Genomic DNA, 23,922 nt, shown 5'->3' with positions numbered 1-23,922 from the left:
CGGCACAACTGCCCGCGCCGCGAATCGATTGAACTCTGGACTGCTCCGCCCTCTCCCACTCTAGAGACTTGTCGATTGTCCTGGAGCCATCATGGAGAAGCCCCTGCAGGCGTGCCTGCGTACGGAAACAGCTGGCCAGCCGCAACATCAGTTACTCCCACTGCTGCAGGCATTCGCCGAGCGACCGCTACAGGTGAATGTGGACACTCAACTGCCCGAGCTGATGCACACACTGCAAGCGGCACAGCTCGACCAACTGCCATTGCCCGGCCATGGCCAGACGCTTCAACGTTGGCGGATGCTGGCGCAGATTGGCGGCTGCGATCTGACCCTGGCCAAACTTTACGAAGGCCATACCGATGCCCTGGCGATTTTGGCCGAATGCGGTGCTGCGCGGCTTGCTGGCAATGGCATATGGGCGGTGTGGGCTGCAGAGCCACCGGATGCCCGCGCGCTGATCAATTCGCGCAGCGGCGAGCAGCTGCGCCTCGCGGGCCGCAAAGCCTGGTGCTCCGGCGCGCTGCAGGTCGACCATGCCCTGATCACTGCCTGGGCCGACGATGACCAGCCGCAACTGGTAGCCGTTGATCTGCGCCAGCCTGGCCTGCGGATTGAGCTGGAAAAGTGGCAGGCGCTCGGCATGGCTGCCACAGCCAGCGCCGATATCGTCTTCGACGGAGCGATAGGCGTTGCCGTCGGCGAGCCTGGGCAGTACCTCGCCCGCCCTGGCTTCTGGCAGGGCGGTGGCGGCATTGCCGCTTGTTGGTATGGCGCCGCCGAAGCGCTCGGGGGGTATCTACATCAGCAGCGGAGCAAGACACGCCCGGACCCCCACGGTGACGCCCACCTCGGCGCCGTTGACGGGGCGTTGTCCGCCGCAAGGGCCGCGCTGCACGAGTGCGCCGCCTGGATTGATCAACATCCGCAGGCAGACGCCAGTTTGCCGGTGCGCCGCGTACGTGCCCAGGTCGAGCAGGCAGCAGAGTGCGTCATTCATCATGTGGGCCGCGCCCTTGGTGCGACGCCGTTCTGCCGTGATAGCCACTTCGCCCGGCTCAGCGCCGACTTGCCCGTTTACCTGCGCCAGAGCCACGCCGAGCGGGACCTGGCAACCCTTGGACAACAGCTGGCACAACAGCCAGCAGGAGCCTGGCAGCTATGACCGAGAACTTGATCCAGGCCAGCACCGGCACCGCTTGGGCAGACTGGCAGCACTCTGCGCACCTGGCCCGCAGCAAGTGGATCGACGCTGACACGCTGTGCCCGCCCGGTCGCCGGCTGGTGCTACTGGCACCGCACCCAGACGACGAAATCCTCATGGCCGGCGGGCTACTGGCCGGCTTCCAAGGCCGTGAGGAGGATCTGGTGCTGGTATCGGTAACCGATGGCGAGGGCAGCCACCCGGATTCTGCCCAGTGGAGCGAGCACCGGCTGCGCCGGCAGCGGCCGCTTGAAAGCCGCCACGCCTTGCAGCAGCTGGATCTGGACCTGAACAAACTGGACTGGCGCCGGCTGAGTCTGAAAGACGGTGCCGTGCGCCGCGACGAGGCATTTCTGGTCAACCATCTCAATCAATTGCTCAAGCCGGATGACCTGCTCATGGCCACCTGGCGCAACGACGGCCACTGCGACCACGAAGCCGTAGGCCGCGCCGCCGCGCAGGCGGCTCAGGCGCGCAGCGCGCAATTGGCTGAGGTGCCGGTATGGGCCTGGCACTGGGCTGAACCGGATGATCCACGCCTACCATGGTCACGCGCGCACCGCTACCCGCTCGACGACTTGCGCCAAACCCGCAAGCGCAAAGCCATCGGCGCCCATTCAAGCCAACTGGAGGCCGATGACGGCCAGCCGCCGGTGCTGCCGCAACATTTGCTCGACTGCCTGCTGCAACCTTTCGAACTGGTGTTTCTATGAGTGTTGATTCGCAGTATTTCGCCGACCTGTACGCCGGTAATGATGACCCATGGGCATTGCGCAGCCGCTGGTATGAACGGCGCAAGCGCGAGCTGCTGGTCGCCAGCCTGCCGCGCCAGCGCTATGAGCGCGCATTTGAACCTGCCTGCGCCAACGGCGAACTGAGTGTGCTGCTGGCTGAGCGTTGCGCGGAGCTGGTATGCCAGGACCTTGATCCGACCGCCGTAGAGTTGGCCCGCCAGCGCACAGCCGGTATGGAGCATGTCAGCGTCGAGCGCGGGCGCTTGCCGGGTGACTGGCCAGCTGAGCGTTTCGATCTGATTGTCCTGAGCGAGGTTGGCTACTACCTGGACCCTACCGACTGGTTGCAGGTGCTTGAACAAGCGGTAGCCAGCCTGGACGATGACGGTGGCCTGGTCCTTTGCCACTGGCTTCACCCGATCGCCGGATGCCCGCAGAACGGCCGCCAGGTGCATGCGATGCTCGCCAGACATTTACCGTTGTACGCCCAGTTTCGCCATGAAGAGGCTGACTTCCTGCTCGAGTACTGGTCGTGTCAGCCCCGCGTGGTCGATGTCGACGAGAGGTGCGCATGATTGCCGTGATCATCCCCGCCCATAACGAGGCACGCCGCCTTGGCCGCTGCCTGAAGTCAGTCAATGCCGCCGCCGCGCTGGCACGCGAGGCCGGGCATCAGGTAGAAGTGCTGGTGGTGTTGGATCGCTGCACGGACAGCAGCGCAGCCATTGCCCGCCGTCATCAGGTGGAGACGCTGAGCGTCAACGCGGGCAGTGTCGGTGCCGCGCGCCAGGCGGGCGCGGCACTGATGCTGGAGCGCGGCGCAACCTGGCTGGCGTGCACTGACGCCGACAGCTGCGTGCCCGGCCACTGGCTGTTGTCGCAACTGGCCTGCGAAGCGCAGGCAGTTTGCGGCACGGTGCATATCGAGCGCTGGCAGCCGTGGCAGACGGCAGCGCTGCGCAAGTTGTACCTGAGCCGCTATGAAGCTCGTGAGGGCCACCGGCATATTCATGGGGCCAACCTTGGCATCTGCGCCAGAGCCTATACCCTGGCTGGCGGCTTTGCTCCGCTGGCCGCCCATGAAGACGTGCACCTGGTGCGGGCGCTTGAGGCTCAAGGCGCACAGATAGTCTGGACCGCCAGGCACAGCGTAGCCACCAGCAGCCGCCGTGACAGCCGTGCACGCGAGGGTTTTGGCGATTATCTAGCTGGGCTGGAATCCGTAACAGGCTAGTGCGGGGCAGGCATCTGCAGAGACAGAAGTGCTAACCTCAAGTTCCTCGCCGAGGCGCTGCCCACAAGCGCCAGCACTCCAGGAGCTTTGCATGTCTCTACAAGGTAAAACTGCACTGGTCACCGGTTCAACCAGCGGCATCGGCCTGGGTATAGCCAAGGTGCTGGCCGGCGCGGGTGCCAATATCGTTCTCAACGGTTTTGGCGATGCAAGCGCTGCCCTTGCCGAAATCAATCAACACGGCGTACAAGTCGCCCATCATCCGGCTGACCTCTCTGACATCGCCCAGCTCGAAGAGCTGTTCGCGTTTGCCGAGCGCTTTGGCGGCGTCGATATTCTCGTCAACAATGCCGGTATCCAGCATGTCGCCTCGGTCGAGCAGTTCCCCGCCGAGAGCTGGGACAAGATCATCGCCTTGAACCTCTCCGCAGTGTTCCACGGCACCCGCCTGGTGTTGCCGGGCATGCGTGAGCGCAACTGGGGGCGGATCATCAATATCGCCTCGGTGCATGGCCTGGTGGGCTCGGTCGGCAAATCGGCCTACGTGGCAGCCAAGCACGGGGTGATCGGCCTGACCAAGGTGGTTGGCCTGGAAACCGCCGCCAGCAACGTCACCTGCAATGCCATCTGCCCAGGCTTCGTGCTCACCCCGCTGGTGCAAAAGCAGATTGACGATCGCATCGCGGCAGGTGTCGATCTGACGCAGGCACAGCACGATCTGCTGGCCGAGAAGCAGCCCTCAGGCGCGTTCGTCACCCCTGCGCATCTGGGTGAGCTGGTGGTGTTCCTGTGCAGCGAGGCCGGCAGCCAGGTCCGTGGCGCTGCGTGGAACGTGGATGGCGGCTGGCTCGCCCAGTAACCGTCGAGCGGCCAGCCGTGCGCGCCGCGATCAGGCATAATGGCCGCCTTTTTTTCCCGGTACGCAGGTGTCCCATGAAAGCTCAAGCCCGCCATATTCTGGTCAAGACCGCCGCTGAAGCCGAGCAGCTCAAGCAGCGTATCGCCAAGGGCGAGGCGTTTGACGTGCTGGCCAAGAAGTTCTCAACCTGCCCCTCTGCCAAGCGTGGCGGCGACCTGGGCGAAGTGCGCCCCGGGCAGATGGTCGGCGCAATTGACCAGGTGATCTTCAAGAAAGCCGTGCGCGAAATCCACGGCCCGATCAAATCCAAGTTTGGTTATCACTTGGTCCAGGTGGTGTACCGCGACTGATAATAGTAGCGCCTTGCCACCCATCAGTTTTGCCAGTTGCCAGCACAGGATGCGACCTCTGAAACTCGCCCAAGTCGAGGACATCGGAGGTCTGTATGATTCGCCCAACCACGCTTTGCTTCATAGTTAGCTTACCGCTGCTGAGCACTGCTCATGTTCAGGCCGCCTGTAGCTTCACTCCAGGCCCTGGTAACGACGCGCATGTCTGCGACAGTGGCAGCGCGCCCTCGTTGACGGACAATGTGGGCGACAACAGCCTGTCCTTCCCCGCTGGCGGTAATGGGGTGATCACCGGCAATGTCTCCTTTGGCGATGGCAAGGACGCGCTCACCATGGCCTCAGGTGAAATCGGCGGCAACGTTGATCAGGGGGGTGGCATCGACGATTTCAACATGAGCGGCGGCATCATCCGCGGCAACCTCAATCAAGGCGATGGCCTGGACACCTTCAGCATGACCGGCGGGCATATCGTCGGCACTTTTCTCAGCGGCGACTACGCGCAAATGACCGCAGGACGGATCGGCAACGTCAACATGTTGCTCGACAAGAATGTGTTCATCATGCGCGGCGGTACCATCGATCGTAATATCAGCACCGCTTTCGACACCGATCTGGTGGAGATTTTTGCGGGCGACGTGGGCGGTAACATCAGTGTCAGCGGCGGCGATGACCAGGTGTTGATCCATGGTGGGCGCGTGGGCGGCAACATTCTGCTCAGTTTTGGCAACGATCGCTTTGTCTGGGACGGCGGCACTATCGGTGGCCGAGTGGACCTCGGCGCCGATGATGACACAGCCCTGCTCAAGAACCTGGACACTCAGGCGCTGCGCACCGCCATCAACGGCGGCGTAGGCGAGGACACACTGACCTTCGAGGCCAGTCAGCCCACGGGTGGCGCACTCTATAGCCAATTCGAAAAAATCATACTGAAAGATGCTAGCCGGCTGACACTCAATGACTCGCTGGTACTGGGCGACGCCAGCAGTGGCACGGGTGTGCTGACCGTCGACCCCAGCAGCAGCGTGATCTCCCGCCAAGGCAGTGTCAGCCCTTTTGCTCCTGGCCAGAACGCGTCCCTGATCAACGCTGGCACACTTGACCTAGGCAGCGGCGGCGACGCTCAAGGACGCCTGCAGGTGCAGGGCAATTATCAGGGTGACAATGGCATTTTGCGCATCAACAGTGTGCTCGCGGGTGACGGCGCCGCCTCTGACCGGCTGGTCGTCAGCCAGGGCACGCTGAGCGGCAGCACTGCCTTGCAGGTGACCAACCTCGCTGGTTCAGGCGCTTCGACCTCGCATAATGGCATTCAAGTGGTCGAAGCGCGCGAGGGTGCTACCAGCAGCAACACCGCGTTCGTGCAAAGCCAGGTGCTCTCGGCGGGCGCCTATGACTATCGACTGTTCAAAGGGGGTGTGACAGCGGGCAGCGAGAACAGCTGGTATCTGCGCTCGAGCCTTGTCGCCGCACCTGAGGCGCCACCAGGCGAAGTGGCAATAGCTACGCCGGTCACGGCCGTTGCACCCGGCCAGGCCGCGCTGCCGACCGCCCAACCAGGCCAAGATATCCCGCTGTATCGCCCCGAGGTAGCGCTGTACGCTGCCGCGCCACGCGCCGCAGGTATCATCGTCAGGCAGGCTTTGGGCACATTCCATCAACGCCAGGGCGATCAGCGCCTGTTGGCTGGATCCGGCTCACTCGGCGCCAGTTGGGGGCAGGCATACGGCGGTGCCATTCGCCAGCAATGGAGCGGCACCGTCAGCCCAGGGCTGGACGGTGACTATCAGGGCTACAAGGTCGGCCAGGATCTCTATGCCCATGTCGACGCAGACGGTGTACGCCAGCAGTTTGGTGTCTATTTCAGCCACAGTCGCCTGGACGCCGATGCCACAGGCTTTGCCTTGGCCCAGCGGAACGTCGATGTTGGCAAACTGCGGTTGGAGGGCGATAGCGTCGGTGCCTACTGGACACGGGTAGGCGCACAGGGCAGCTATCTCGATGCGGTACTCCAGTTTACCGATCTGAGCGGTCGTGCTCGCTCAGAACGTGGCAGGCAACTCGATCTCGACGGTCGCAGCTGGTCCGGCTCATTGGAGGGCGGCTACCCGCTTGCCCTGTCCGAGCACTGGACGCTGGAGCCGCAAGCCCAGCTGATTGCCCAGAAAGTGAAACTGGACAGCGCGGGCGATGGCGTCGCGCAGGTGAGCCACGATGCTCAACTGGAGTTGACCGGCAGGCTCGGCGCTCGCCTCGAGGGCACGTTCACCGATGCCGACAAGCGCATGCTGCAACCTTACCTACAACTGAACCTGTGGCACGGCGACGGCGGCCGTGACAGCCTGGTCTTTGACGGTGTCGACACGATCAAGACCGATTACCGCTACACCTCACTGCAGCTTGAAAGCGGTCTGGTAGCCCAGGTCAACAAAGCGCTGGGCGTGCATGTCGGTGTTCAGTACAGCACCAACCTCGACAGCCATCAGCAACAAAGCAGCGGCATCAACCTGGGGTTGCGCTGGCAGTACTAGCGACGCGCAGCCAGCAAGCCCACGCCGGCGAGGCCTAACAGTGAGGCACTGATCCGGTTGAACAGCCGGCGTGGGCGCGGCTGGTTGAACCAACGCTGCAGGTAGGCACCGAGTGCGCCATAGATGGCGATGGCTGCCCATTCCAGCAACAGGAACCACACGCCCAACCAAAGGAACTGCTCGCCTACCGGCATGGGACTTTCTGTGCTGACGAACTGCGGCAAAAACGCGGTGAACAGCAATATGGCTTTTGGATTGCCCGCCGCCACCCAGAACTCCTGCCGGGCCAGCCGCCAGATCCCGCGAGGCTCGCCGCTTCCCAAAGCTGTCTCACCCACCGGCGCCCGCCATAGCTGCCAAGCGATATAGAACAGGTAGCCCGCCCCGATCAACTTGATGGTCAGAAACAGCCAGGCGCTGGTATGCAGCACCACAGCAAGGCCCATCGCTGCCAGGGCGATCATGCCGCTGAACGCCAGAATTCGGCCGGCCCCGGCCAGGCAGGCAGTATGCAGGCCATAACGGCTGGCATTGTGCAGTGACAGCAGGTTGTTCGGTCCAGGCGCCATGTTCAGGGCAAAGCAGGCGGGGACGAATAGCAGCAGGCTCGACATGTCCATTGTTGTTCTCCTCGAATACCTGCGAAGGGTCGCCCCGCTCTGGAACCGGGTCAAGCACAGTCACGCGGCAAATGGCCGGCACAGTACCGAGCAGGTAGACTCGCAGGTCTGCACAGCAACTCAGACAGGCCACTGATGCACACCGCAAGCAGCGAAATCTGGCATGACCCGGCGTTGCCCTTCGTCGAGAGCAGACGCGCCTGTCACAGCCGTGCCTGCTACAAGGCGCACAGCCATCCGACCTTCTCGATTGGCGCCGTCGATGCCGGCTTCAGCCGCTTTAGCGGTGCCGGTGCAGGCCAGCAACGCTTGAGCCCGGGCGCTCTGGTACTGGTGCCCGCGCAGCGGGTGCATGCGTGCAACCCTGAATCCGGGCAGGCCTGGAGTTATCAGATGGTGCACATCGATGCGCAGTGGCTAAGTCAGTTGCGCGCAGAATCCGGCGTCGTCGCAGGCGACCGTGGGGGGCCGGCAAGAATCAGCCGCTGCCCGCAGGCCTATCGACACTTTTGTCAGCTGAACACGCTGCTGTTCTCCGCCGCCGCGCCGCTGCACAAAGAGACTGCGCTGGTCCAATTCATGGCCGAGCACGACTTCTCAGCGTATGCGCCCTCTCCGACAGCTCCTGCACCGTCCTTGAGCGCTGCCGCCCTTGTGGACGTTATCGCGGCTATCGACCAGGCCGAGTTGGCCGAGCTCAGTCTGGCCTCTCTCGCAGCCCAAGCCGGGCTTGGACGTTATCAGCTGATCCGCGCATTCCAGGCGGCCACCGGCCTGACCCCGCACGCCTACCTGCTCAATGCGCGGGTCAATCGGGCACGGCAGTGCCTACGCCAAGGCCTGCCGTTGGCAGAAGTCGCCTATAAACTGGGCTTTGCCGACCAGAGCCATTTTCAGCGGGTATTCAAGGCGCATGCCGGCACAACGCCGGGGCGCTATCGCCTGATGCGCTGACTGCAATATTGTTCAATACGCTATCCCGGGCGGGCCGCAGAATTGCGCCCTCCAATGCCTGAGTAGTGCCGCCCCATGGAGCAATTTCTGATAGTCGCCAGCGCCCATTTCCTCGCGCTGCTGTCACCCGGCCCTGACTTCTTTCTGGTTGCGCGCAGCTCGATCAAAGCCGGCTGGCGGGTAGCCAGCGGCGCCTGCCTGGGTATCGCCCTGGCCAACGGCGTGTTTATCGGTGCAGCGTTTACCGGGGTATCGGTGCTCAAGGACGGCAGTGCACTGTTTATCGCGCTGCAGATCGCAGGCTGCGCCTACTTGCTGTACATCGGCGGACTGTTCCTGCGCCATGCCGGCAAAAGCAGCTTTGGTGAGGTCGAAAGCGAACCCGTGCAGGCCGCTCAAGGCTGGTTGAGGTGCCTGCTGATGGGCTTTGCTTCGGCCATTCTCAACCCGAAGAACGCGCTGTTCTACGTAAGCCTGGCAAGCATGCTCGCCAGTACCAGCAACGCGTGGAAACTTGCCTATGCCAGCTGGATGTTTGGTGTGGTGTTGCTGTGGGACCTGCTGGTCGCCTGCGCCATTGGCAACCGCCGCGTGCTTAGCCGCTTCATCCACGCCTTGCCATGGCTGGAACGCGCCTCAGGGGCACTGCTGATTCTGCTCGCCAGCGTCGTGCTCATTCACTTGTGGCGAGATTGAGCAGGACCAGCCGCTGCATATCCAGCAGACTGAAATGGCCCTTGTTCCAGCCGCCGGTATCCAGGTGCCAGACATTGCCCAGCTGTTTTACCTGCAGCACCGCGGTATGCCCCACCAGTAGCGCTCTCAAGCCCTCTACCGTATGCGTATCGCCCTCACGCAAACGCCGCCGCGACCATTGGCAGATCTCGCGGACGCGCGGGTCATCCTCACCCAACAGGCTGGTACGTAACTGTGACCACTCATTGAATGGGCTATCGGCATGCACCAGGCCGATCGGCCCGTCTGCGGTGGCCACCTGCAGGGCCAGCGGCAGGGTAACGAAAACACTGGCATAGCGTTGCTGCTCAGCACTGGGCAAATCCAGAAACCAGCCGCCGCCTGCCGCGCGGTACATGTCCAGATCCAGCGGGTCGCCGCACAGATAACTCACCGCCAGCGCTTCGTGGTTGCCCTGCACTGCATGGAACCAAGGCTGCGCCAGCCACTCCAGGGCCTCTTCACTGTGCGGCCCGCGGTCGACCAGATCGCCGACGCTGAACAAGCGATCAACCTGCGGATCGAACGCCACCTCGTCCAGGCACTGCTGCAAACGCGGAAAATGACCGTGGATATCACCAACTGCCAAGTCCCTGCCCAGCTCATTGGCGGCTACCTGCTGGAAACGCTGCATTGCAACTACCCCTTTCGCAAACGACGCAAGGCAATCGGTGCTATCAGCCGGTGAAACGGCGCCACGGGCAACATATACAGACGTCCCAACAGGTTGTGGGTTCGCACCACGGTGCTAACCACTACCTCACACTGCCCGGTCTGTGCAGACGGTCGACGCAGCAAGGCTACATGCACATCCAGATGGCGATCGCTGTCGACCAGCAGCACCTCATCATCAGTATTGGCCAGTAGCGTAAAAATGCCCACCCGCTGCCCTGCTTCATAGCTGCCCGGAGAGCACTGCGAATTGACTGCGCTGAGCCGGCCCAGATCCTTGAGCCCCACCATCTGGACCAGTCGATTGCGCAGCACCATCAAATTGTCGATCCAGCGCGGCATGCCGCGCATCATCTGCAGGTAATGCGCCATCGCCGGCAGCCCATGGTCCACGAGCGTGATCGACTGACAATGACTAAAGCTGGCTTGCTGGGCGCTGGGCCAAATCAATGAATCAGGTGGAATAGCTGCTTGCTGGCTCATCTCGTCTCCGTCCGTGGGTCCCACTGGCGTGGGTAATTGCTCCGATAGTATCCTCGGTGTTTCAGCGGCGTCATCCAGGGATTGGTCATGAAACTGTGTGCAGTACAACTGGCAGCGCTCAGGGGTGACCTGGCTGGCAACCTGCGTCGACACCTGTACTGCATCGAGCAGGCGGCACGTGCCGGCGCGCAGTTGGTGGTGTTTCCAGAGTTATCCCTGAGCGGCTACGAGCCCGCCCTCGCCCAAGCGCTGGCGCAAACCGCAGACTCGGTCTGGCTGGAGCCGGTGCAAATGCTGTGTGACCAGCTTGGAGTAAGCGTGGCGTTGGGCTTGCCGCTGCAGGCCGCAAGTGGCGTGCAGATCGGTATGCCGATTCTGCGCCCTGCGAAACCTGCACTGGTGTACGCGAAACAGCGCTTGCATGCCGACGAGATGGACTTCTTTACCGCAGGGGACAATCAGTTGGTGTTCACTGCAGGTGAGCTGCGGGTCGCTCCGGCGATCTGCTATGAGTCGATGTTTCTTGAGCACGCGATGCAGGCCCGCAAAGACGGCGCAGAGGTGTATCTGGTCAGCGTAGCCAAATCAGCCAAAGGCATAGGTGAAGGTTTTGCCCATTATCCCGCCGTTGCCAGCCGGCTGAGCATGCCTGTATTGCTGGCCAATTGCGTGGGCCCGGCGGACACCTTCATTGGCGCCGGCTGCTCGGCAGCCTGGGACAGCCAGGGCCGGCTGCTGGCAGCGCTGGATGAGCACAGCGAAGGCCTGCTCATGCTCGACACTTCCAGCGCCAGTGCTGCGGTGATTGCGTTACCCGAGCTGCCTGACGGCCGTTAAAAATCCAGGGCCAGGCTCTGGCGCCCTTCCAGAGCCAGCAAAAACTGCTTGGCCTGCAAGCCGCCGGCAAACCCGGTCAGACTACCCGAGGCGCCAATCACCCGGTGGCACGGCGCGATGATCGACAGCGGGTTGCGCCCATTGGCCGCGCCAACTGCGCGCACCGCACTCGGCTTGCCGATCTGTCGGGCAATGTCGCCGTAGCTGCGGGTTTCGCCAAACGGGATGGTCAGCAACGCCGACCACACCTCACGCTGAAACGCGGTGCCGGCAAAGTCCAGCTCAAGCTCGAAGTGGCGCCGCTGCCCGGCGAAATATTCACCCAACTGCAGCGCGGTCTGCTGCAGCAGCGGATGCTCGTCGTCACGCAGCAGCTCACCCAAACGCACCCGGTTTGCTCGCTCCTGCTCCCACAGTACCGCAGCCAGGCGGTCATCGCGGGCGACCAGGGTGAGCACGCCAACGGGCGAAGGCATGAGCGTGAATGAACTGGGCATAAGGCGGACCATGAGCAAAGAATCATCAGCTTACTGCAATCGATGCCGAGCTAATCAAATTGAATTGTTGCGCGGGTGTGCCAGTCGATAATCATGAGCAAAGTAATCTGAAGAGGTAACAGCGATGACTATCGAAGCAGAGACACTCACCCAGCTCACCGATGTCCTGGCCCAGCAGGGGCTGACCCGTCTGGTCCAGGTTCGGTTTACACGCACCCCGTACCGGTGCAACCACAAGTGGGTCTGCGAAGTGCGCTGACGGCCTTTGCTACCCGCTGGTTTGGAGCGCATAGCTCGCGCTGAGGAGGGTCAGGTTGTGCGAAGGGCGATTGGTGAACCCTTGTGGCAACCTTCACGATCTAATCTTCTTCGGCTATTTCGCACATGCCATTCGCCCCGCCTTTGCCGGTATAGGAAATACTCGGCGTACCATCAGGGCTGAGCGATAACGATACGGTCACACCGCTGCCTTTGGCCTCGAAGTAATTGTCATTGATCTTCTTCAGCTTGGCTTCTTTGCCATTGATGAACAACGGCCCGCCTTCATCGGCATGAACCTCAAGGTTGCCCGGACAGGTTGCGTTCACCATCGGTATCTCTGCGTTGGCGACGCCGGCCAGCGATACCAATGCGATGATGCTCAATACTCGTTTCATCGTTTACCTCCACGCGCGGCCTCACCGCCAGTTCATCAGCAATAGCTCAGTTTGGCCTGACCTGCCAGCGCCGGATCAAGGCGCAGACTTGGCAGTACGTTACCAGTTGCCGAACCACGTTTGCAGACGCCTTGGCGTTGTCTGGTAGGAGCTCCGCCGAGCGGACCAGCGCGACATGACGCGCAACCTGCCGTTAGTATGGGTTGCATCGCTAGGTACACCTGAACCCAAACCACCGACGCCAAGCCTTAGCCAGATGATTCAGTCCGACCTCGACCTGTTCGGCCCATCCCCGCAGCGCCTGGCTGCGCAGACGGTCCTGCTTCCAGGTTTTGTCCTGCCTCAGGTCGAAACCCTGCTGGACGACCTGCGGCCAATCCTGCGCGCAGCCCCGTTTCGGCACATGCGCACCCCAGGTGGCCAGGCCATGGCCGTCGCGCTCACCAATTGCGGCTCGCTTGGCTGGGTCAGCGACCAGCAAGGTTACCGCTACAGCACGCACGATCCGCTCACCCAACAGCCCTGGCCAGCCCTGCCTGAGAGCTTCTTGCAGGTCGCCCGTAACGCGGCTGAAACCGCTGGCTTCGATGATTTCACCCCCGATGCCTGCCTGATCAACCACTACCTTGCCGACACCAAGCTGAGCCTGCACCAGGACCACGACGAAAACGACTTCGCCCATCCGATCGTGTCCATCTCGCTAGGGTTGCCGGCGGTGTTTCTGTTCGGCGGGATGCAACGCAAGGATCCGACCCAGCGCATCGCCCTCAATCACGGTGACGTACTGGTATGGGGCGGCGAAGACCGCCTGCGCTTTCACGGGGTAATGCCCGTCAAGCCCGGCAACCACCCACGGATGGGCGCACGCCGGATCAACCTCACCCTGCGCCGGGCGGGTTAACTGGCCGAGCTCAATGTCCAAGAGCAGCAGAAAAGCAATCGCACGTCCCAATCAACGGATCTGGTGTTTGTGCAAGAGTCGATAGAAGGTGGGTCGAGAGATGCCCAGCACCTTGGCGGCGATACTCAGATTGTCCGAATGCCGGTTGAGCACATCGCACAAGGCCTGGCGCTCAGCACGGTGCTTGTAATCCTCCAGCGTCGCCAGCGGCTGCTCCTCGGGTACCAGCACCTGCAAACCCAGATCCTGCGCCTCGATCTGCCGGCCCTCGGCCAACACCAGCCCGCGCCTGACCCGATTGGCCAGCTCGCGCACATTGCCCGGCCACTCATGCCGGCCCATCGCGGCCAGCGCGCTGTCGCTGAACGAGCGCGGCCTGCGCCCGGTCTCCAGGCTGTAAAACTGGGCAAAATGGCTGGCCAGCATCGACAGATCACCGTGCCGATCGCGCAGGGGCGCAGTGACCACCTGCAGCACGTTGAGCCGGTAATACAGGTCTTCGCGAAACTTGCCGCGCTCGATGGCTTGCTCAAGGTCCACATGGGTAGCAGCCAAAACCCGCACATCAACAGGGATCAGTTGATCGCCGCCAACACGCTCGATGTGCTTTTCCTGCAGAAAACGCAGCAGATTGGCCTGCAGCTCAAGCGGTAGATCGCCAATTTCATCGAGGAACAGGGTCCCACCGTTGGCTGCCTCAATGCGCCCGACCTTACGCTGGTGCGCGCCGGTGAATGCACCCTTCTCGTGGCCAAACAGCTCGGACTGGATCAGATGCTCAGGGATCGCCCCGCAGTTGATCGCGATAAACGGCTTATCGTGCCGCTGCGACTGCCGGTGCAGAGTCCGCGCGACGAGCTCCTTGCCGGTACCGCTCTCGCCGCGGATGAGTACTGGCGACTCGGTCGGCGCCAGCTTGCCGAGCAGCTTGCGCAGCTCGCGTATCGGCCGGCTGTCACCCAGCAGTTCATGCTCGGGCTTGTCCACCTGCACTGCGCCCTTGCCACGCAGGCGGGCCATGCCGAAGGCGCGGCCCAGGGTTACCTGCACCCGAGAAACGTCGAACGGCAAGGTATGAAAGTCAAAAAACCACTCGCAGACAAAGTCGCCAACGTTCTGCGCACGCAGTTGCTCGGCATTGAGCACGGCGATCCATTCGGTATTGCTGCGCTTGATCATGTCCTTGACCGCATCAGGCGCCTGCAGGTGCGACGCTTGCAGGCGCAGGACACCTACATCGCAAGGATGCTCAAGCGCCGCCGCCAGGGTGCAGCTGTGCACGTCCCAACCGGCACCGCGCAGGCCCGGTAACAGACGGTGGCAGTCGTCGCACGGGTCGACGATCAACAGGCGACGTTGCGCTGCAGCTTCGAGCATGACCGTTCCTTGGCGCCAAATTTTGGTTTTTTAAGTAGAAACAGTACGTTGCAGCGCCCGAATTAACAGTAGCAACGAACTCCAACTTACCCAGTACCGTTGGTCTGCCGAATGCCCACCGGCAACTCCGCTACACGCCGGCTTTTACAAATTGTTGCCGTCTGAGCCGGGCACCTGCGCGGATTGGACTATGTGCAAAAAAAATTCGTCAAGGCTGTGACTTCATCCTACTCATCGAGCATCAGTATCCATAACCCCGCGCTATTTACCCTGGCACCTTTGATACAGCGCGGACTTACTTTCGCTGTTTGGGACCATAGAGAGACCGAACCATGAATGCCCCGCTCCGTGTCAACGAAGCACTGCTGATTGCCGACCACGCCTTCGAACCCTTCCAGTGCGTTGCCTGGGATGCACCCAACGGTACTGGTGAACTGAGCCTGGCAGTGATCGACCGGACCAACACCCGTATCGGCAGCAAGCAAGTCTCCTCGCGTATTTATTCAGACCCGGCGCAGTGGGCCAGCCTGATCGAGGAAGTGCGCGCCGAACTGTGTCAGAAGGGTTATGACTTGCAACCTTGGTCAATGCCCAAGTAAGCATTTGTTCATGCTAAAAGTGCGTGCCTGGCGCGCACTTTTAGCAACTCGCACTGTGCCTTGATGGCAACTCTTTCGTTAGCGCGACATCCTGTCGCAGCCGCCATTTGTAACGTCCTTACATATCAGCGCAGCTGCTTGAAGTGCTCGATATGCTGATACTCGGCCTGCAATTGCTGCGCTAGCAATCTGCCTTTACCGACCCGCACTGGCGCCAATTCCATGTCGATCAACCAGGTCGTGCAGGGCATCGGCTGCAGCGCGCCCCAGCGTTGCAGGCGACCATCGGTAAACACCAGGCAACGCTGGACCTCCTGCGGATGACGCTGGTGTCGTGCCTGCAGCCATTGCCGAGCTTGCTCCAAGGCGCTGATCAGCGGCGTGCCGCCACCCGCGCCGAGGGCCTGCAACCAGGGCTGGAGCGCCGCCGAAGCTTTCAGCCCATGCCGCTGCCACTGGGCCGAACGGCCACTAGCGGTCAGCAGAGCCAGACGTGCGCGTTGGCGATAGGCTTGATCGAACAGCTCGGCAAGCACGCCCTTGGTCTGGGCAAGCGCCTGATGTCGGCGGGTTGACGCCGAGGCGTCGACAATCACCAGCCACAGCTCTGCCGGTTGCCCCTGACGCTGCTGCCAGCACAAATCGCCACGCTGCTTTGGCCGGCCCTTGAGCAGGGTCGCCGGCCAGGCGACACGCCCGGCAGCGGCCTTGCGCGCCTGTCCACGCGCAGCACCGCGCAAGCTGCCTGGCCGGGGCTTGGCATCCGCCGCGGACAAACCTTGCTGACGGATGCTCAGGGCTTTTTTGCCCAGTTTGGTACCTCACGCCGCGGCCCCGCTGCAACCGGTTGGGCTGGCAGTGCACCACTGTCGCCGCCCTGCCCCGCGCTGGCCTTGCTGCTGGCTGGCGACTGCGCCGTCGCCGGGCTTGGCGGTTGCTGGGCTGGGGCTTCGCGGCGGCGATGGCGCAAGGCAAACTCGGCTACGGCGGTGACGTCTTCTTCATCGATGTGCTCGCTGCCGCGCCAGGCAGCGTGAGCACGTGCAGCTCGCAGCCAGACCAGATCTGCGCGCAGGCCATCGACCCCGGCAGCAAAACAGCGTTCGGTAATCCAGGCCAGGGCCTGGTCATCCAGCGCAATCTGTTCCAGGCGCGCGCGCGCTGCCTGGCAGCGCTCGCGCAGGTCCTGCTGGGCACCGGCCCACTCGGCGCAGAAGCCTTGCGGATCGCTGTCGAAGGCCAAGCGCCGGCGGATGATCTGCTGGCGTGCCTGCGGCTCGGGCAATTCGTCCAGCGACACGTTCAGGCCGAAGCGATCAAGCAGTTGCGGGCGCAGCTCGCCCTCCTCCGGGTTCATCGTGCCGATCAAGACAAACCGCGCCGAATGACGATGGGAGATGCCGTCGCGTTCTATGCGGTTGGTGCCGCTGGCAGCAACGTCCAGCAACAAGTCAACCAGCGGATCGGGCAGCAGGTTGACTTCGTCGACATACAGCACGCCGCCATCGGCGTGGGCCAGCACTCCAGGGGAAAACTGCGCTTTGCCCTGGCCCAGCGCTGCGTCGAGGTCCAGCGTGCCGACCAGACGCTCTTCGGTCGCGCCCAGCGGCAAGGTGACAAAGGGTGGCTGCTGCTCGGCGCTGCCGAGCAGGTCTGCCAGGCCACGGGCCAGGGTGCTCTTGGCCATGCCGCGCGGGCCTTCGATCAGCACCCCGCCGATCTTTGGGTCGATTGCGGTCAGGCACAACGCCAGCTTGAGCGCCTCGGCGCCGACCACAGCGGCCAGCGGAAACTGCATCGGTTCAATCATTTCAGTGGTCTTCCTCACCTTCGAGCAACTGCTCCTCAAGGGCTTCACGGTAACTGCCGGGTTCTTCCCAGAGGCCGCGTTGCTGGGCCTCCAGCAAACGCTCGGTCAGGTCGCGCAGGGCCTCGGGGTTGTGCTCGCGCATGAATTCACGGGTCGCCGGGTCAAGCACATAGGCCTCGGCCAGCGCCTGGTAATGATGATCGTCGATCAGGTGCGTGGTAGCGTCGAAGGCGAACAGGTTGTCGACCGTCGCTGCCAGTTCGAACGCGCCTTTATAGCCGTGGCGCTTGGCGCCGTCGATCCACTTTGGGTTCAGCGCCCGCGCACGGATAACCCGGTTGAGCTCTTCCTTGAGAGTGCGGATGCGTGGTCGGTCAACCTGGCTGTGATCGCCGTGGTAACTCGCTACCGCCTCGCCGTGCAAGGTTTCGGCAGCGGCCAGCATGCCGCCCTGGAACTGGTAATAATCGTTGGAATCGAGCAGGTCGTGCTCGTGGTTGTCCTGATTCTGCAGCACTGCCTGTACCTGGCCCAGCCGCGTGGCGAACTGGGCACGGGCGGGCGTGCCCTCGTCACTGGCGCCGTAAGCGTAGCCGCCGTAGTTGAGGTAGACCTCCGCCAGGTCCTTGCGGTCCTGCCACAGGCGGCCGTCGATGGCGTTCTGCACCCCGGCTCCATAGGCACCGGGCTTGGCGCCGAACACCCGCCAACCAGCCTGGCGCGCAGCCTGCTCGGCTTCGATGCCTTGCTCGATCAGGGCCTGACGCTCAGCCCGCACGCGGGCCGCCAGCGGGTTGAGGTGATCTGGCTCGTCCAGTGCCGCGACTGCCTGCACGGCGGCGTCGAACAGGCGGATCAGGTTACCGAACGCATCACGGAAGAAGCCTGATACACGCAGGGTGACGTCGACCCGTGGCCGGTCGAGCAAACTCACCGGCAGGATCTCGAAGTCGTCGACGCGCTGGCTGCCGGTGGCCCACACCGGGCGTACGCCCATCAAGGCCATGGCTTGGGCAATGTCGTCGCCACCGGTACGCATGGTCGCGGTGCCCCAGACCGAAAGGCCGAGTTGGCGTAAATGATCGCCATGGTCCTGCAGGTGCCGCTCAAGAATCAGGTTGGCCGAGGCGAAGCCCAGTCGCCACGCAGTGGTGGTGGGTAAGTTGCGCACATCGACGGTGTAGAAATTGCGCCCAGTTGGCAGCACATCAAGCCGGCCGCGGCTCGGCGCGCCACTGGGGCCTGCCGCGACGAAGCGCCCAGCCAGTGCCGCGAGCAGGCCCTCGAGCTCGGCGCCGCCACAGCTGTCGAGGTTTGGCGCGACAACCGAGAGCAGCTCTTCAAGTACCTGTGCCACGCCCTGCCATTGTTCTTCGGTGGGCAGCTTCAGGCTGCCGGCCAGCGTTTGTTCAATCAACGTCAATGCCAGTTGTTCAAGGCGCTCGCGCGTATCACCGTGGGTGCGCCAGGCCGCGTCGTCCAGCACCTGCAACATGGCCGGCCGTGGCCCTTGCCAAGGCTGACCGAGGTCGCAGTCGAGCGGATCGAAGCCGAGCTCGAAGGCTTTGCCCAGAGCACGAATCAGGCTGGCGTTGCCGCCTTTGCCGTCACCGCGCTCGACCCGCAGCAATGCCAGCAGCGTATCGCTGCGCAGGCGGCCTTGCGGCGATTGGCCGAACACGTGCAAACCATCGCGAATCTGCGACTCTTTCAAGTCGCACAAGTAGGTATCCAGGCGCGGCAGCCACACGGCAGCATCATCCAGCTGACCTTCAAGCTGCAGCTCTCGGTCGATATGGTTGGCCTTGACCAGCGCCAGAATGTCGCGCTGCAGCTCTTGCGCACGGCGCGGATCGAGCAGCTGGGCTTCGTAGTATTCGTCGGCCAGCTGTTCGAGATCACGCAGCGGGCCGTAGCTCTCGGCACGGGTCAGCGGCGGCATCAGGTGGTCGATGATCACCGCCTGGGTGCGGCGTTTGGCCTGGGCGCCCTCGCCCGGGTCGTTGACGATAAACGGGTAGATATTCGGCATCGGCCCCAGCAGCGCGTCGGGCCAGCACTGCGCCGACAGACCGACGCCCTTGCCTGGCAACCACTCGAGGTTGCCATGCTTGCCGACATGAATGACGGCGTCCGCTGCATAAGCGTGGCGCAGCCAGAAGTGAAAGGCCAGGTAGCCATGCGGCGGAACCAGATCCGGGTCGTGGTACACCGCACTGTGGTCCACCTGATAACCGCGCGCCGGTTGGATACCGACGAAGGTCTGCCCAAAGCGCAGGCCCGCGACCATCATGCGGCCGCTGCGGCACATCGGGTCCGTTTCAGGGGCGCCCCAACGGGCTAGCACGGCCGCCTGGTTTTCTGCCGGCAACCGAGCGAACGCGGCCTGGTAGTCGGCCAGGCTCAGGCTCTGCGCGCACGGGCGCTGATCGAGATTGTCGAGGTCGTTGGTCACGCCGCCGAGCAAGTGCTGGATCAGCGCGGTGCCGGTGGCCGGCAGCTCGTCCAGCGGATAACCCGCAGCACGCATCGCCTCAAGGATGTTCAAGGCCGCACCCGGCGTGTCCAGGCCGACACCGTTACCAATCCGGCCATCACGGGTCGGGTAGTTGGCGAGGATCAGCGCGACACGCTTTTGCTCATTCGGCAAGCGCGCCAGCGCGACCCAGCGACGGCCCAGCTCGGCGACGAAGTCCATGCGTTCCGGGTGGGCGCGATAGCACACCACATCAGCCTGGCTGCGTTCACTGCGCCAGGCCAGGTCCTTGAAGCTGACCGGCCGGGTGATGATCCGCCCGTCCAGCTCCGGCAACACGATGTGCATGGCCAGATCGCGGCCGCCGAGGCCCTGCTCGCTGGTTTCCCAGCCCAATTGATTGTCCTGCGCGCAGATCGCCTGCAACACCGGTACATCCCGGCGCAGGGGCCGCGCGTTGGGGCGCTCGGGGTTGGACAAGGCAAAGCCAGTGGTGTTGATCACCACCTCGGCCTCGGCCTCATCCATCCACGCTTCAACCTGATCGAGACAGGCCCGCTCTTTAAGGCTGGCTACAGCGATCGGCAACGGGTTGAGCCCCGCCAACTGCAGACGCTGACAGAACACGTCGATAAACGCGGTGTTGGCCGCCTGCAGGTGCGAGCGGTAGAACAGCAACGGCGCCACCGGCAGCGCAGGGTCCCAGTCGGCGTACCAGTCCGGCAACTGCGCACTGGCCTTGGCTGGGTGGTAGACCACAGTACGGGCCAGCGCTTGCGGCTCCTGCCAGGCATAGTCGCGCTGGAACCACAGGTTGCCCACGCAGTTGAACAGATTCAGCGCGTTGGCCTTGCCGCCCTGGCGCAGGTAGTGCCACAAGCGCTCGGCCTGGTCGCTGCTGACCGTGCTCAAACCGGTGAGCTCGGGGTCAGGCCGATCATCGCCCGGAACCATGATCACCTGAACCCCGCGCGCCGCCAGCTCGACCAACTGCTCGATGCCGTAGCGCCAGTAGCCAACGCCGCCGTGCAGTGATATCAGGATCAACTTTGCATGGCGCAGCACCTGGTCGACATACAGGTCGACCGAGGCATGGTTTTGCACCTGCATGGGATTGGCCAGGCGCACGCTGGGGTAGTCGCCAGGCAGCTGCTCCGCGGTTTCGGCCAGCAGCGCCAGGTGCGAGTCACCACTGCACAGAATGACCAGTTCGGCGGCAGTCTGGCCGAGGTCGGCAATACTGTCTTCTGGGACAAAACCACCTGGCTGGGTGCGCAACAGGTGCATGGTTCAGGCTTCCAGAGCCTGACGCAGACGGGCTTCGAGCTGACTGGCGTCAAGTTCCTGGCCAATCAGTACCAGGCGCGTGGTGCGCGCCTCGTCAGCGCCCCAGGCCCGGTCGAAATGCTTGTCGAAGCGGGTGCCTACGCCCTGGATCAGCAGGCGCATCGGCTTGCCCGGGATGGCTGCAAAGCCTTTCACGCGCAGGATGCCAAACTCCACTACCAACTGGTTGAGGGCCGCCAGCAGCAAGCGCTCATCGGCCTCTGGCAAATCCAGCGAGATCGAGTCGAAGGCATCATGGTCGTGATCGTCATGATCATCGTCGTCATGGTGGCTGTCATGATGAGTTCGGCGCCCATCAATGTGCGCTTCCGATTCGGCACCCAGGCCCAGCAGCACATCCAGCGGCAGGTGGCCGCTGCTGGCTTCGATGACCTTGACCGCCGGCGGCAGCTCTTCGCAGACTTCGGCGCGAACCTTGGCCAGGCCTGCGGCGTCGATCAGGTCAGCCTTGTTCAGCACCACCAGGTCAGCGCTGGCCAGCTGGTCGGCAAACAGTTCGTGCAGCGGCGACTCATGATCCAGGTTCGGGTCGAGCTTGCGCTGGGCATCGACCAGGTCAGGGAACGCTGCGAAGGTGCCGGCAGCCACTGCCGGGCTGTCGACCACGGTGATCACCGCATCGACCGTGCAGGCGTTGCGGATTTCTGGCCACTGGAAGGCTTGCACCAGCGGTTTGGGCAAGGCCAGGCCGCTGGTTTCGATCAGAATGTGGTCCAGATCGCCGCGACGTGCCACCAGTTCACGCATGACCGGGAAGAACTCTTCCTGCACGGTGCAGCACAAGCAGCCGTTGGCCAGCTCGAAGACACGCCCGTAGGCTTCTTCTTCGGTACAGCCGATGGTGCATTGTTTAAGGATTTCGCCGTCGATACCGAGCTCGCCGAACTCGTTGACGATCACCGCGATGCGCCTACCCTGGGCGTTGTCGAGCATGTGCCGCAGCAACGTGGTTTTGCCCGAGCCGAGGAAGCCGGTGACGATGGTGACGGGGAGTTTGGCCAGTGTTTTCATGGATGCGTGTGCCCTTGGCAGAATGGCGCGGGCATGCAGGACGAGCGCCGCAGGCTGTCACAGCCGGGCTTGTTCGCCTCCGGATCACCCCGCCCGGATTAAAGTCGAAGTCGTCTCGAGGCAGGTCTCCTGGCTTGCACCGCACCGGCGCCGGGCCGGTTGGATGACGCCTTCCCGCGCAAGGCGCAGTGGCTGTGTCGATCCTGATCAGTGCTTACAGTTGCGGGGGCAGCCGCGGCTTGACCGCGTTCCCGTCTTAGCTCCGGCCACGCCGGAGAACCTCGAAGCAGACAAGGCTACGCACCCCGGCGGCAAGCTGCAAGCGGCTTTAGGGGCTGTCATCTGCCTTATATAGGCGGCTGAATGCACACTGGCGTGCAACTTGTCACTTGCAGCGCGCCGCTGCGGCATGGTTTGCTAGCGCCTTGCGTTCAGGTGCCCCCTATGGGGTGAAACGGGAAACCGGTGCGTCGCTGGCCTCAATAGAGAGCCCGACTACTCCGGTGCTGCCCCCGCAACGGTAAGCGAGCGAAGTGTCTTGACCACTGTGCCAGGCTGTAGGGCATGGGAAGGTGACGCTTTTCAAGGAGCCCTGCTCCTCCTCGTGAGCCCGGAGACCGGCCTGCGTAGTCGAATATCAACACCCCGCGGTGGGCGGGCGCTGTCGCATTGCCCTGGGCCATCCGCGCCCGGGGCCGGTGCGCCTGCCCCCTGCCTATAACAAGCAGAGGATTGCGTCATGCCCATCACCAGCGCCAAACACAGCATCGCCACCCCCGTCAGCCTCAGTCAACGCCTGGTCATCGCCGTCGGCGCCAGCCTGGTTGGCATGTGCCTGGTGTACTTCGCCGGTTTCTCGCACATCGAGGCAGTGCACAACGCAGCCCACGATACGCGCCACAGCGCTGCCTTCCCCTGCCACTGAGTAGACTCGCATGATCACGCGCATTGCCCGTACTGCAGGGTTCAGCGGCCTGCTCGCCGCCCTGCTGCTGACCCTGCTGCAAAGCTTCTGGATCAGCCCGTTGATCCTCGAAGCGGAAACCTTCGAGAGCCCAGCGCCGGCTGGCCAGCACGAGCATGATGACAGCGCCGTTGCTGCCCACGAGCACAGCGCCGAAGCCTGGGCGCCTGAAGACGGCTGGCAGCGCGTGCTGGCCACCACCGGCGGCAACCTGGTGGTTGCGGTCGGCTTTGCCCTGATGCTGGCAGCGCTGTACAGCCTGCGCGAACCCAACCGGGTCGCCACCGGAGCGCTGTGGGGCCTGGCCGGTTTTGCCGTGTTCTGCCTGGCGCCAACCCTGGGCTTGCCGGCCGAGCTGCCGGGCACGGCGGCAGCCAACCTTGGCCAACGTCAGACCTGGTGGATCGGCACTGCGGCCGCAACTGCGGTCGGCCTGGGCCTGATTGTGTTTGCCCAGCATTGGCTGCTGAAGGTAGTCGGCGTACTGCTGTTGGCGCTGCCACACGTGATCGGCGCGCCGCAGCCGAGCGTGCATGAAAGTCTTGCGCCTGAGGCCCTGGCAACCCAGTTCAAAATCGCCTCGTGGCTGACCAATGCCGCCTTCTGGATTGCCTTGGGCTTGCTCAGTGCGTGGTTGTTCCGCCGTTCGCGGCAGGCTTGATGTCTGAGCCGCGACCCGCCGTGTATGTCGGCGTTGGCTGCCGCAAGGGCTGCCCCGCCGACCTGCTTGAGGCGCTGCTGCTACAGAGTCTTGCCAGCCTTGGCTTAACCCTGCATGCAGTGCAGGGCATCGCCAGTATCGAGCTGAAAGTCAGCGAGGCTGGCCTGCATCAACTGGCCGATCGCCTGCAACTGGCGCTGGAGTTTTTTCCCGCAGAGCAGTTGCAGCGTTTTGCCCCCCAGCTCAGCCAGCACTCCGCTACAGCCTTCGCCCACAGCGGCTGCTGGGGCGTAGCCGAAAGCACCGCCCTGGCCTTTGCCGCGCATGCTCACGGCAGCGCGCGGCTGGTGCTCACCCGGCAAACGTTGGCGGGCGCTACCCTCGCCCTCGCCAGTGCTGGATAATCGCCTCCATCT

The 23,922-nt window shown here is 63.3% G+C and carries 26 protein-coding genes and 2 riboswitches; of the genes, 16 read left to right on the top strand and 10 right to left on the bottom strand.

The window, feature by feature from the left end; genetic code table 11:
• Positions 1 to 91: 91 nt before the first annotated feature.
• The 7 genes from HU736_RS03900 to HU736_RS03870 all read left to right on the top strand — a co-directional run bounded on the left by HU736_RS03900 (position 92) and on the right by HU736_RS03870 (position 6,906).
• A complete protein-coding gene (locus HU736_RS03900) occupies positions 92 to 1,162 on the top strand; it encodes an acyl-CoA dehydrogenase family protein (RefSeq protein ID WP_225912968.1) in 1,071 nt (356 codons plus the stop codon).
• A complete protein-coding gene (locus HU736_RS03895) occupies positions 1,159 to 1,914 on the top strand; it encodes a PIG-L deacetylase family protein (RefSeq protein WP_186698276.1) in 756 nt (251 codons plus the stop codon). The genes HU736_RS03900 and HU736_RS03895 overlap by 4 nt, the downstream gene beginning before the upstream one ends.
• Positions 1,911 to 2,510, top strand: coding sequence for a class I SAM-dependent methyltransferase (locus tag HU736_RS03890; RefSeq protein WP_103437215.1), 600 nt, complete (start codon positions 1,911 to 1,913; stop codon positions 2,508 to 2,510). The genes HU736_RS03895 and HU736_RS03890 overlap by 4 nt, the downstream gene beginning before the upstream one ends.
• Positions 2,507 to 3,169, top strand: coding sequence for a glycosyltransferase family 2 protein (locus HU736_RS03885; RefSeq protein ID WP_103437214.1), 663 nt, complete (start codon positions 2,507 to 2,509; stop codon positions 3,167 to 3,169). Before HU736_RS03890 ends, HU736_RS03885 begins: the two co-directional genes overlap by 4 nt.
• A 91-nt stretch (positions 3,170 to 3,260) precedes the next feature.
• Positions 3,261 to 4,028 carry a 3-hydroxybutyrate dehydrogenase gene (hbdH, locus tag HU736_RS03880; RefSeq protein ID WP_186698278.1) on the top strand — a complete coding sequence of 256 codons (768 nt, stop codon included), beginning with the start codon at positions 3,261 to 3,263 and terminating at the stop codon, positions 4,026 to 4,028.
• Positions 4,029 to 4,102: 74 nt separating this feature from the next.
• The gene (locus HU736_RS03875; RefSeq protein WP_101319093.1) at positions 4,103 to 4,378 is read left to right on the top strand and encodes a peptidylprolyl isomerase; all 276 of its coding nucleotides are present in this window, start codon (positions 4,103 to 4,105) and stop codon (positions 4,376 to 4,378) included.
• 95 nt (positions 4,379 to 4,473) lie between these two features.
• Positions 4,474 to 6,906 carry an autotransporter family protein gene (locus HU736_RS03870; RefSeq protein WP_186698280.1) on the top strand — a complete coding sequence of 811 codons (2,433 nt, stop codon included), beginning with the start codon at positions 4,474 to 4,476 and terminating at the stop codon, positions 6,904 to 6,906.
• Here HU736_RS03870 and HU736_RS03865 read toward each other — a convergent pair.
• A complete protein-coding gene (locus HU736_RS03865) occupies positions 6,903 to 7,526 on the bottom strand; it encodes a LysE family translocator (protein WP_103437211.1) in 624 nt (207 codons plus the stop codon). The two genes, HU736_RS03870 and HU736_RS03865, sit on opposite strands and share 4 nt — an antisense overlap.
• A 135-nt stretch (positions 7,527 to 7,661) precedes the next feature.
• Here HU736_RS03865 and HU736_RS03860 point away from each other — a divergent pair, with 135 nt between their 5' ends.
• Positions 7,662 to 8,480: a helix-turn-helix transcriptional regulator gene (locus HU736_RS03860; protein WP_186698282.1), complete on the top strand. Its 819-nt coding sequence runs from the start codon at positions 7,662 to 7,664 to the stop codon at positions 8,478 to 8,480.
• Positions 8,481 to 8,555: 75 nt separating this feature from the next.
• Positions 8,556 to 9,176: a LysE family translocator gene (locus HU736_RS03855; RefSeq protein WP_186698284.1), complete on the top strand. Its 621-nt coding sequence runs from the start codon at positions 8,556 to 8,558 to the stop codon at positions 9,174 to 9,176.
• Here HU736_RS03855 and HU736_RS03850 read toward each other — a convergent pair.
• Positions 9,154 to 9,849, bottom strand: coding sequence for a metallophosphoesterase (locus tag HU736_RS03850; RefSeq protein WP_186698286.1), 696 nt, complete (start codon positions 9,847 to 9,849; stop codon positions 9,154 to 9,156). The genes HU736_RS03855 and HU736_RS03850 overlap by 23 nt on opposite strands.
• 5 nt (positions 9,850 to 9,854) lie before the next feature.
• Positions 9,855 to 10,370, bottom strand: a complete 516-nt coding sequence (locus HU736_RS03845) for a DUF2867 domain-containing protein (RefSeq protein ID WP_186698288.1) — start codon at positions 10,368 to 10,370, stop codon at positions 9,855 to 9,857.
• An 87-nt stretch (positions 10,371 to 10,457) separates the two neighbouring features.
• Here HU736_RS03845 and HU736_RS03840 point away from each other — a divergent pair, with 87 nt between their 5' ends.
• On the top strand, positions 10,458 to 11,207 hold the full coding sequence (locus HU736_RS03840) for a carbon-nitrogen hydrolase family protein (RefSeq protein ID WP_186698290.1): 750 nt from the start codon (positions 10,458 to 10,460) through the stop codon (positions 11,205 to 11,207).
• On the opposite strand, the gene HU736_RS03835 is transcribed toward HU736_RS03840, so the two are convergent.
• Positions 11,204 to 11,704: a methylated-DNA--[protein]-cysteine S-methyltransferase gene (locus HU736_RS03835; RefSeq protein WP_186698292.1), complete on the bottom strand. Its 501-nt coding sequence runs from the start codon at positions 11,702 to 11,704 to the stop codon at positions 11,204 to 11,206. The two genes, HU736_RS03840 and HU736_RS03835, sit on opposite strands and share 4 nt — an antisense overlap.
• A 124-nt stretch (positions 11,705 to 11,828) precedes the next feature.
• On the opposite strand from HU736_RS03835, the gene HU736_RS21945 reads away from it, so the two are divergent.
• Positions 11,829 to 11,963, top strand: coding sequence for a hypothetical protein (locus HU736_RS21945; protein WP_256585737.1), 135 nt, complete (start codon positions 11,829 to 11,831; stop codon positions 11,961 to 11,963).
• Between the two features lie 100 nt (positions 11,964 to 12,063).
• On the opposite strand, the gene HU736_RS03830 is transcribed toward HU736_RS21945, so the two are convergent.
• Complete coding sequence (locus HU736_RS03830; RefSeq protein WP_103437205.1) at positions 12,064 to 12,360, bottom strand: hypothetical protein; 297 nt, start codon at positions 12,358 to 12,360, stop codon at positions 12,064 to 12,066.
• Between the two features lie 256 nt (positions 12,361 to 12,616).
• Here HU736_RS03830 and alkB point away from each other — a divergent pair, with 256 nt between their 5' ends.
• Positions 12,617 to 13,261: a DNA oxidative demethylase AlkB gene (gene alkB / locus HU736_RS03825; protein WP_186698294.1), complete on the top strand. Its 645-nt coding sequence runs from the start codon at positions 12,617 to 12,619 to the stop codon at positions 13,259 to 13,261.
• A gap of 51 nt (positions 13,262 to 13,312) precedes the next feature.
• Here alkB and HU736_RS03820 read toward each other — a convergent pair whose 3' ends face one another.
• Positions 13,313 to 14,638, bottom strand: coding sequence for a sigma-54 dependent transcriptional regulator (locus HU736_RS03820; protein ID WP_101319074.1), 1,326 nt, complete (start codon positions 14,636 to 14,638; stop codon positions 13,313 to 13,315).
• A 332-nt stretch (positions 14,639 to 14,970) separates the two neighbouring features.
• Between HU736_RS03820 and HU736_RS03815 the strand changes: the two genes are divergently transcribed.
• On the top strand, positions 14,971 to 15,237 hold the full coding sequence (locus HU736_RS03815) for a hypothetical protein (RefSeq protein ID WP_101319072.1): 267 nt from the start codon (positions 14,971 to 14,973) through the stop codon (positions 15,235 to 15,237).
• A 125-nt stretch (positions 15,238 to 15,362) separates the two neighbouring features.
• Here HU736_RS03815 and HU736_RS03810 read toward each other — a convergent pair whose 3' ends face one another.
• Genes HU736_RS03810 through cobW form a run of 4 tightly spaced genes read right to left on the bottom strand, consistent with a single transcriptional unit; the run spans position 15,363 to position 21,881 of the window.
• Complete coding sequence (locus HU736_RS03810; protein ID WP_103438766.1) at positions 15,363 to 15,977, bottom strand: vWA domain-containing protein; 615 nt, start codon at positions 15,975 to 15,977, stop codon at positions 15,363 to 15,365.
• Between the two features lie 53 nt (positions 15,978 to 16,030).
• A complete protein-coding gene (locus HU736_RS03805; protein ID WP_186698296.1) occupies positions 16,031 to 17,047 on the bottom strand; it encodes a magnesium chelatase ATPase subunit I in 1,017 nt (338 codons plus the stop codon).
• A 1-nt stretch (position 17,048) separates the two neighbouring features.
• A complete protein-coding gene (gene cobN, locus HU736_RS03800; RefSeq protein ID WP_186698298.1) occupies positions 17,049 to 20,810 on the bottom strand; it encodes a cobaltochelatase subunit CobN in 3,762 nt (1,253 codons plus the stop codon).
• Positions 20,811 to 20,813: 3 nt separating this feature from the next.
• Entirely contained in the window at positions 20,814 to 21,881 is a 1,068-nt protein-coding gene (cobW, locus tag HU736_RS03795) for a cobalamin biosynthesis protein CobW (protein WP_186698300.1), read from the bottom strand.
• Between the two features lie 102 nt (positions 21,882 to 21,983).
• A riboswitch (cobalamin riboswitch) is annotated at positions 21,984 to 22,180 on the bottom strand.
• A gap of 117 nt (positions 22,181 to 22,297) precedes the next feature.
• A riboswitch (cobalamin riboswitch) is annotated at positions 22,298 to 22,521 on the top strand.
• A gap of 99 nt (positions 22,522 to 22,620) precedes the next feature.
• Between cobW and HU736_RS03790 the strand changes: the two genes are divergently transcribed.
• Genes HU736_RS03790 through HU736_RS03780 form a run of 3 tightly spaced genes read left to right on the top strand, consistent with a single transcriptional unit; the run spans position 22,621 to position 23,910 of the window.
• Positions 22,621 to 22,806: a CbtB domain-containing protein gene (locus tag HU736_RS03790; protein WP_186698302.1), complete on the top strand. Its 186-nt coding sequence runs from the start codon at positions 22,621 to 22,623 to the stop codon at positions 22,804 to 22,806.
• Between the two features lie 10 nt (positions 22,807 to 22,816).
• Positions 22,817 to 23,506: a CbtA family protein gene (locus HU736_RS03785; protein ID WP_186698304.1), complete on the top strand. Its 690-nt coding sequence runs from the start codon at positions 22,817 to 22,819 to the stop codon at positions 23,504 to 23,506.
• Positions 23,506 to 23,910, top strand: coding sequence for a cobalamin biosynthesis protein (locus HU736_RS03780; protein WP_103437200.1), 405 nt, complete (start codon positions 23,506 to 23,508; stop codon positions 23,908 to 23,910). Before HU736_RS03785 ends, HU736_RS03780 begins: the two co-directional genes overlap by 1 nt.
• Positions 23,911 to 23,922: the final 12 nt, after the last annotated feature.

Source organism: Pseudomonas shirazensis (assembly GCF_014268785.2).
GTDB classification, from domain to species: Bacteria; Pseudomonadota; Gammaproteobacteria; order Pseudomonadales; family Pseudomonadaceae; genus Aquipseudomonas; species Aquipseudomonas shirazensis.
The sequence above is the reverse complement of the archived record's forward strand: the minus strand, read 5'-3'. Positions and strand labels throughout refer to the sequence as shown.

Bases quoted from the DNA above. Each gene is read 5' to 3' on its own strand.
- HU736_RS03900 (WP_225912968.1), top strand. From the start codon at position 92: ATGGAGAAGCCCCTGCAGGCGTGCCTGCGTACGGAAACAGCTGGCCAG.
- HU736_RS03895 (WP_186698276.1), top strand. From the start codon at position 1,159: ATGACCGAGAACTTGATCCAGGCCAGCACCGGCACCGCTTGGGCAGAC.
- HU736_RS03890 (WP_103437215.1), top strand. From the start codon at position 1,911: ATGAGTGTTGATTCGCAGTATTTCGCCGACCTGTACGCCGGTAATGAT.
- HU736_RS03885 (WP_103437214.1), top strand. From the start codon at position 2,507: ATGATTGCCGTGATCATCCCCGCCCATAACGAGGCACGCCGCCTTGGC.
- hbdH (WP_186698278.1), top strand. From the start codon at position 3,261: ATGTCTCTACAAGGTAAAACTGCACTGGTCACCGGTTCAACCAGCGGC.
- HU736_RS03875 (WP_101319093.1), top strand. From the start codon at position 4,103: ATGAAAGCTCAAGCCCGCCATATTCTGGTCAAGACCGCCGCTGAAGCC.
- HU736_RS03870 (WP_186698280.1), top strand. From the start codon at position 4,474: ATGATTCGCCCAACCACGCTTTGCTTCATAGTTAGCTTACCGCTGCTG.
- HU736_RS03865 (WP_103437211.1), bottom strand. From the start codon at position 7,526: ATGGACATGTCGAGCCTGCTGCTATTCGTCCCCGCCTGCTTTGCCCTG.
- HU736_RS03860 (WP_186698282.1), top strand. From the start codon at position 7,662: ATGCACACCGCAAGCAGCGAAATCTGGCATGACCCGGCGTTGCCCTTC.
- HU736_RS03855 (WP_186698284.1), top strand. From the start codon at position 8,556: ATGGAGCAATTTCTGATAGTCGCCAGCGCCCATTTCCTCGCGCTGCTG.
- HU736_RS03850 (WP_186698286.1), bottom strand. From the start codon at position 9,849: ATGCAGCGTTTCCAGCAGGTAGCCGCCAATGAGCTGGGCAGGGACTTG.
- HU736_RS03845 (WP_186698288.1), bottom strand. From the start codon at position 10,370: ATGAGCCAGCAAGCAGCTATTCCACCTGATTCATTGATTTGGCCCAGC.
- HU736_RS03840 (WP_186698290.1), top strand. From the start codon at position 10,458: ATGAAACTGTGTGCAGTACAACTGGCAGCGCTCAGGGGTGACCTGGCT.
- HU736_RS03835 (WP_186698292.1), bottom strand. From the start codon at position 11,704: ATGCCCAGTTCATTCACGCTCATGCCTTCGCCCGTTGGCGTGCTCACC.
- HU736_RS21945 (WP_256585737.1), top strand. From the start codon at position 11,829: ATGACTATCGAAGCAGAGACACTCACCCAGCTCACCGATGTCCTGGCC.
- HU736_RS03830 (WP_103437205.1), bottom strand. From the start codon at position 12,360: ATGAAACGAGTATTGAGCATCATCGCATTGGTATCGCTGGCCGGCGTC.
- alkB (WP_186698294.1), top strand. From the start codon at position 12,617: ATGATTCAGTCCGACCTCGACCTGTTCGGCCCATCCCCGCAGCGCCTG.
- HU736_RS03820 (WP_101319074.1), bottom strand. From the start codon at position 14,638: ATGCTCGAAGCTGCAGCGCAACGTCGCCTGTTGATCGTCGACCCGTGC.
- HU736_RS03815 (WP_101319072.1), top strand. From the start codon at position 14,971: ATGAATGCCCCGCTCCGTGTCAACGAAGCACTGCTGATTGCCGACCAC.
- HU736_RS03805 (WP_186698296.1), bottom strand. From the start codon at position 17,047: ATGATTGAACCGATGCAGTTTCCGCTGGCCGCTGTGGTCGGCGCCGAG.
- cobN (WP_186698298.1), bottom strand. From the start codon at position 20,810: ATGCACCTGTTGCGCACCCAGCCAGGTGGTTTTGTCCCAGAAGACAGT.
- cobW (WP_186698300.1), bottom strand. From the start codon at position 21,881: ATGAAAACACTGGCCAAACTCCCCGTCACCATCGTCACCGGCTTCCTC.
- HU736_RS03790 (WP_186698302.1), top strand. From the start codon at position 22,621: ATGCCCATCACCAGCGCCAAACACAGCATCGCCACCCCCGTCAGCCTC.
- HU736_RS03785 (WP_186698304.1), top strand. From the start codon at position 22,817: ATGATCACGCGCATTGCCCGTACTGCAGGGTTCAGCGGCCTGCTCGCC.
- HU736_RS03780 (WP_103437200.1), top strand. From the start codon at position 23,506: ATGTCTGAGCCGCGACCCGCCGTGTATGTCGGCGTTGGCTGCCGCAAG.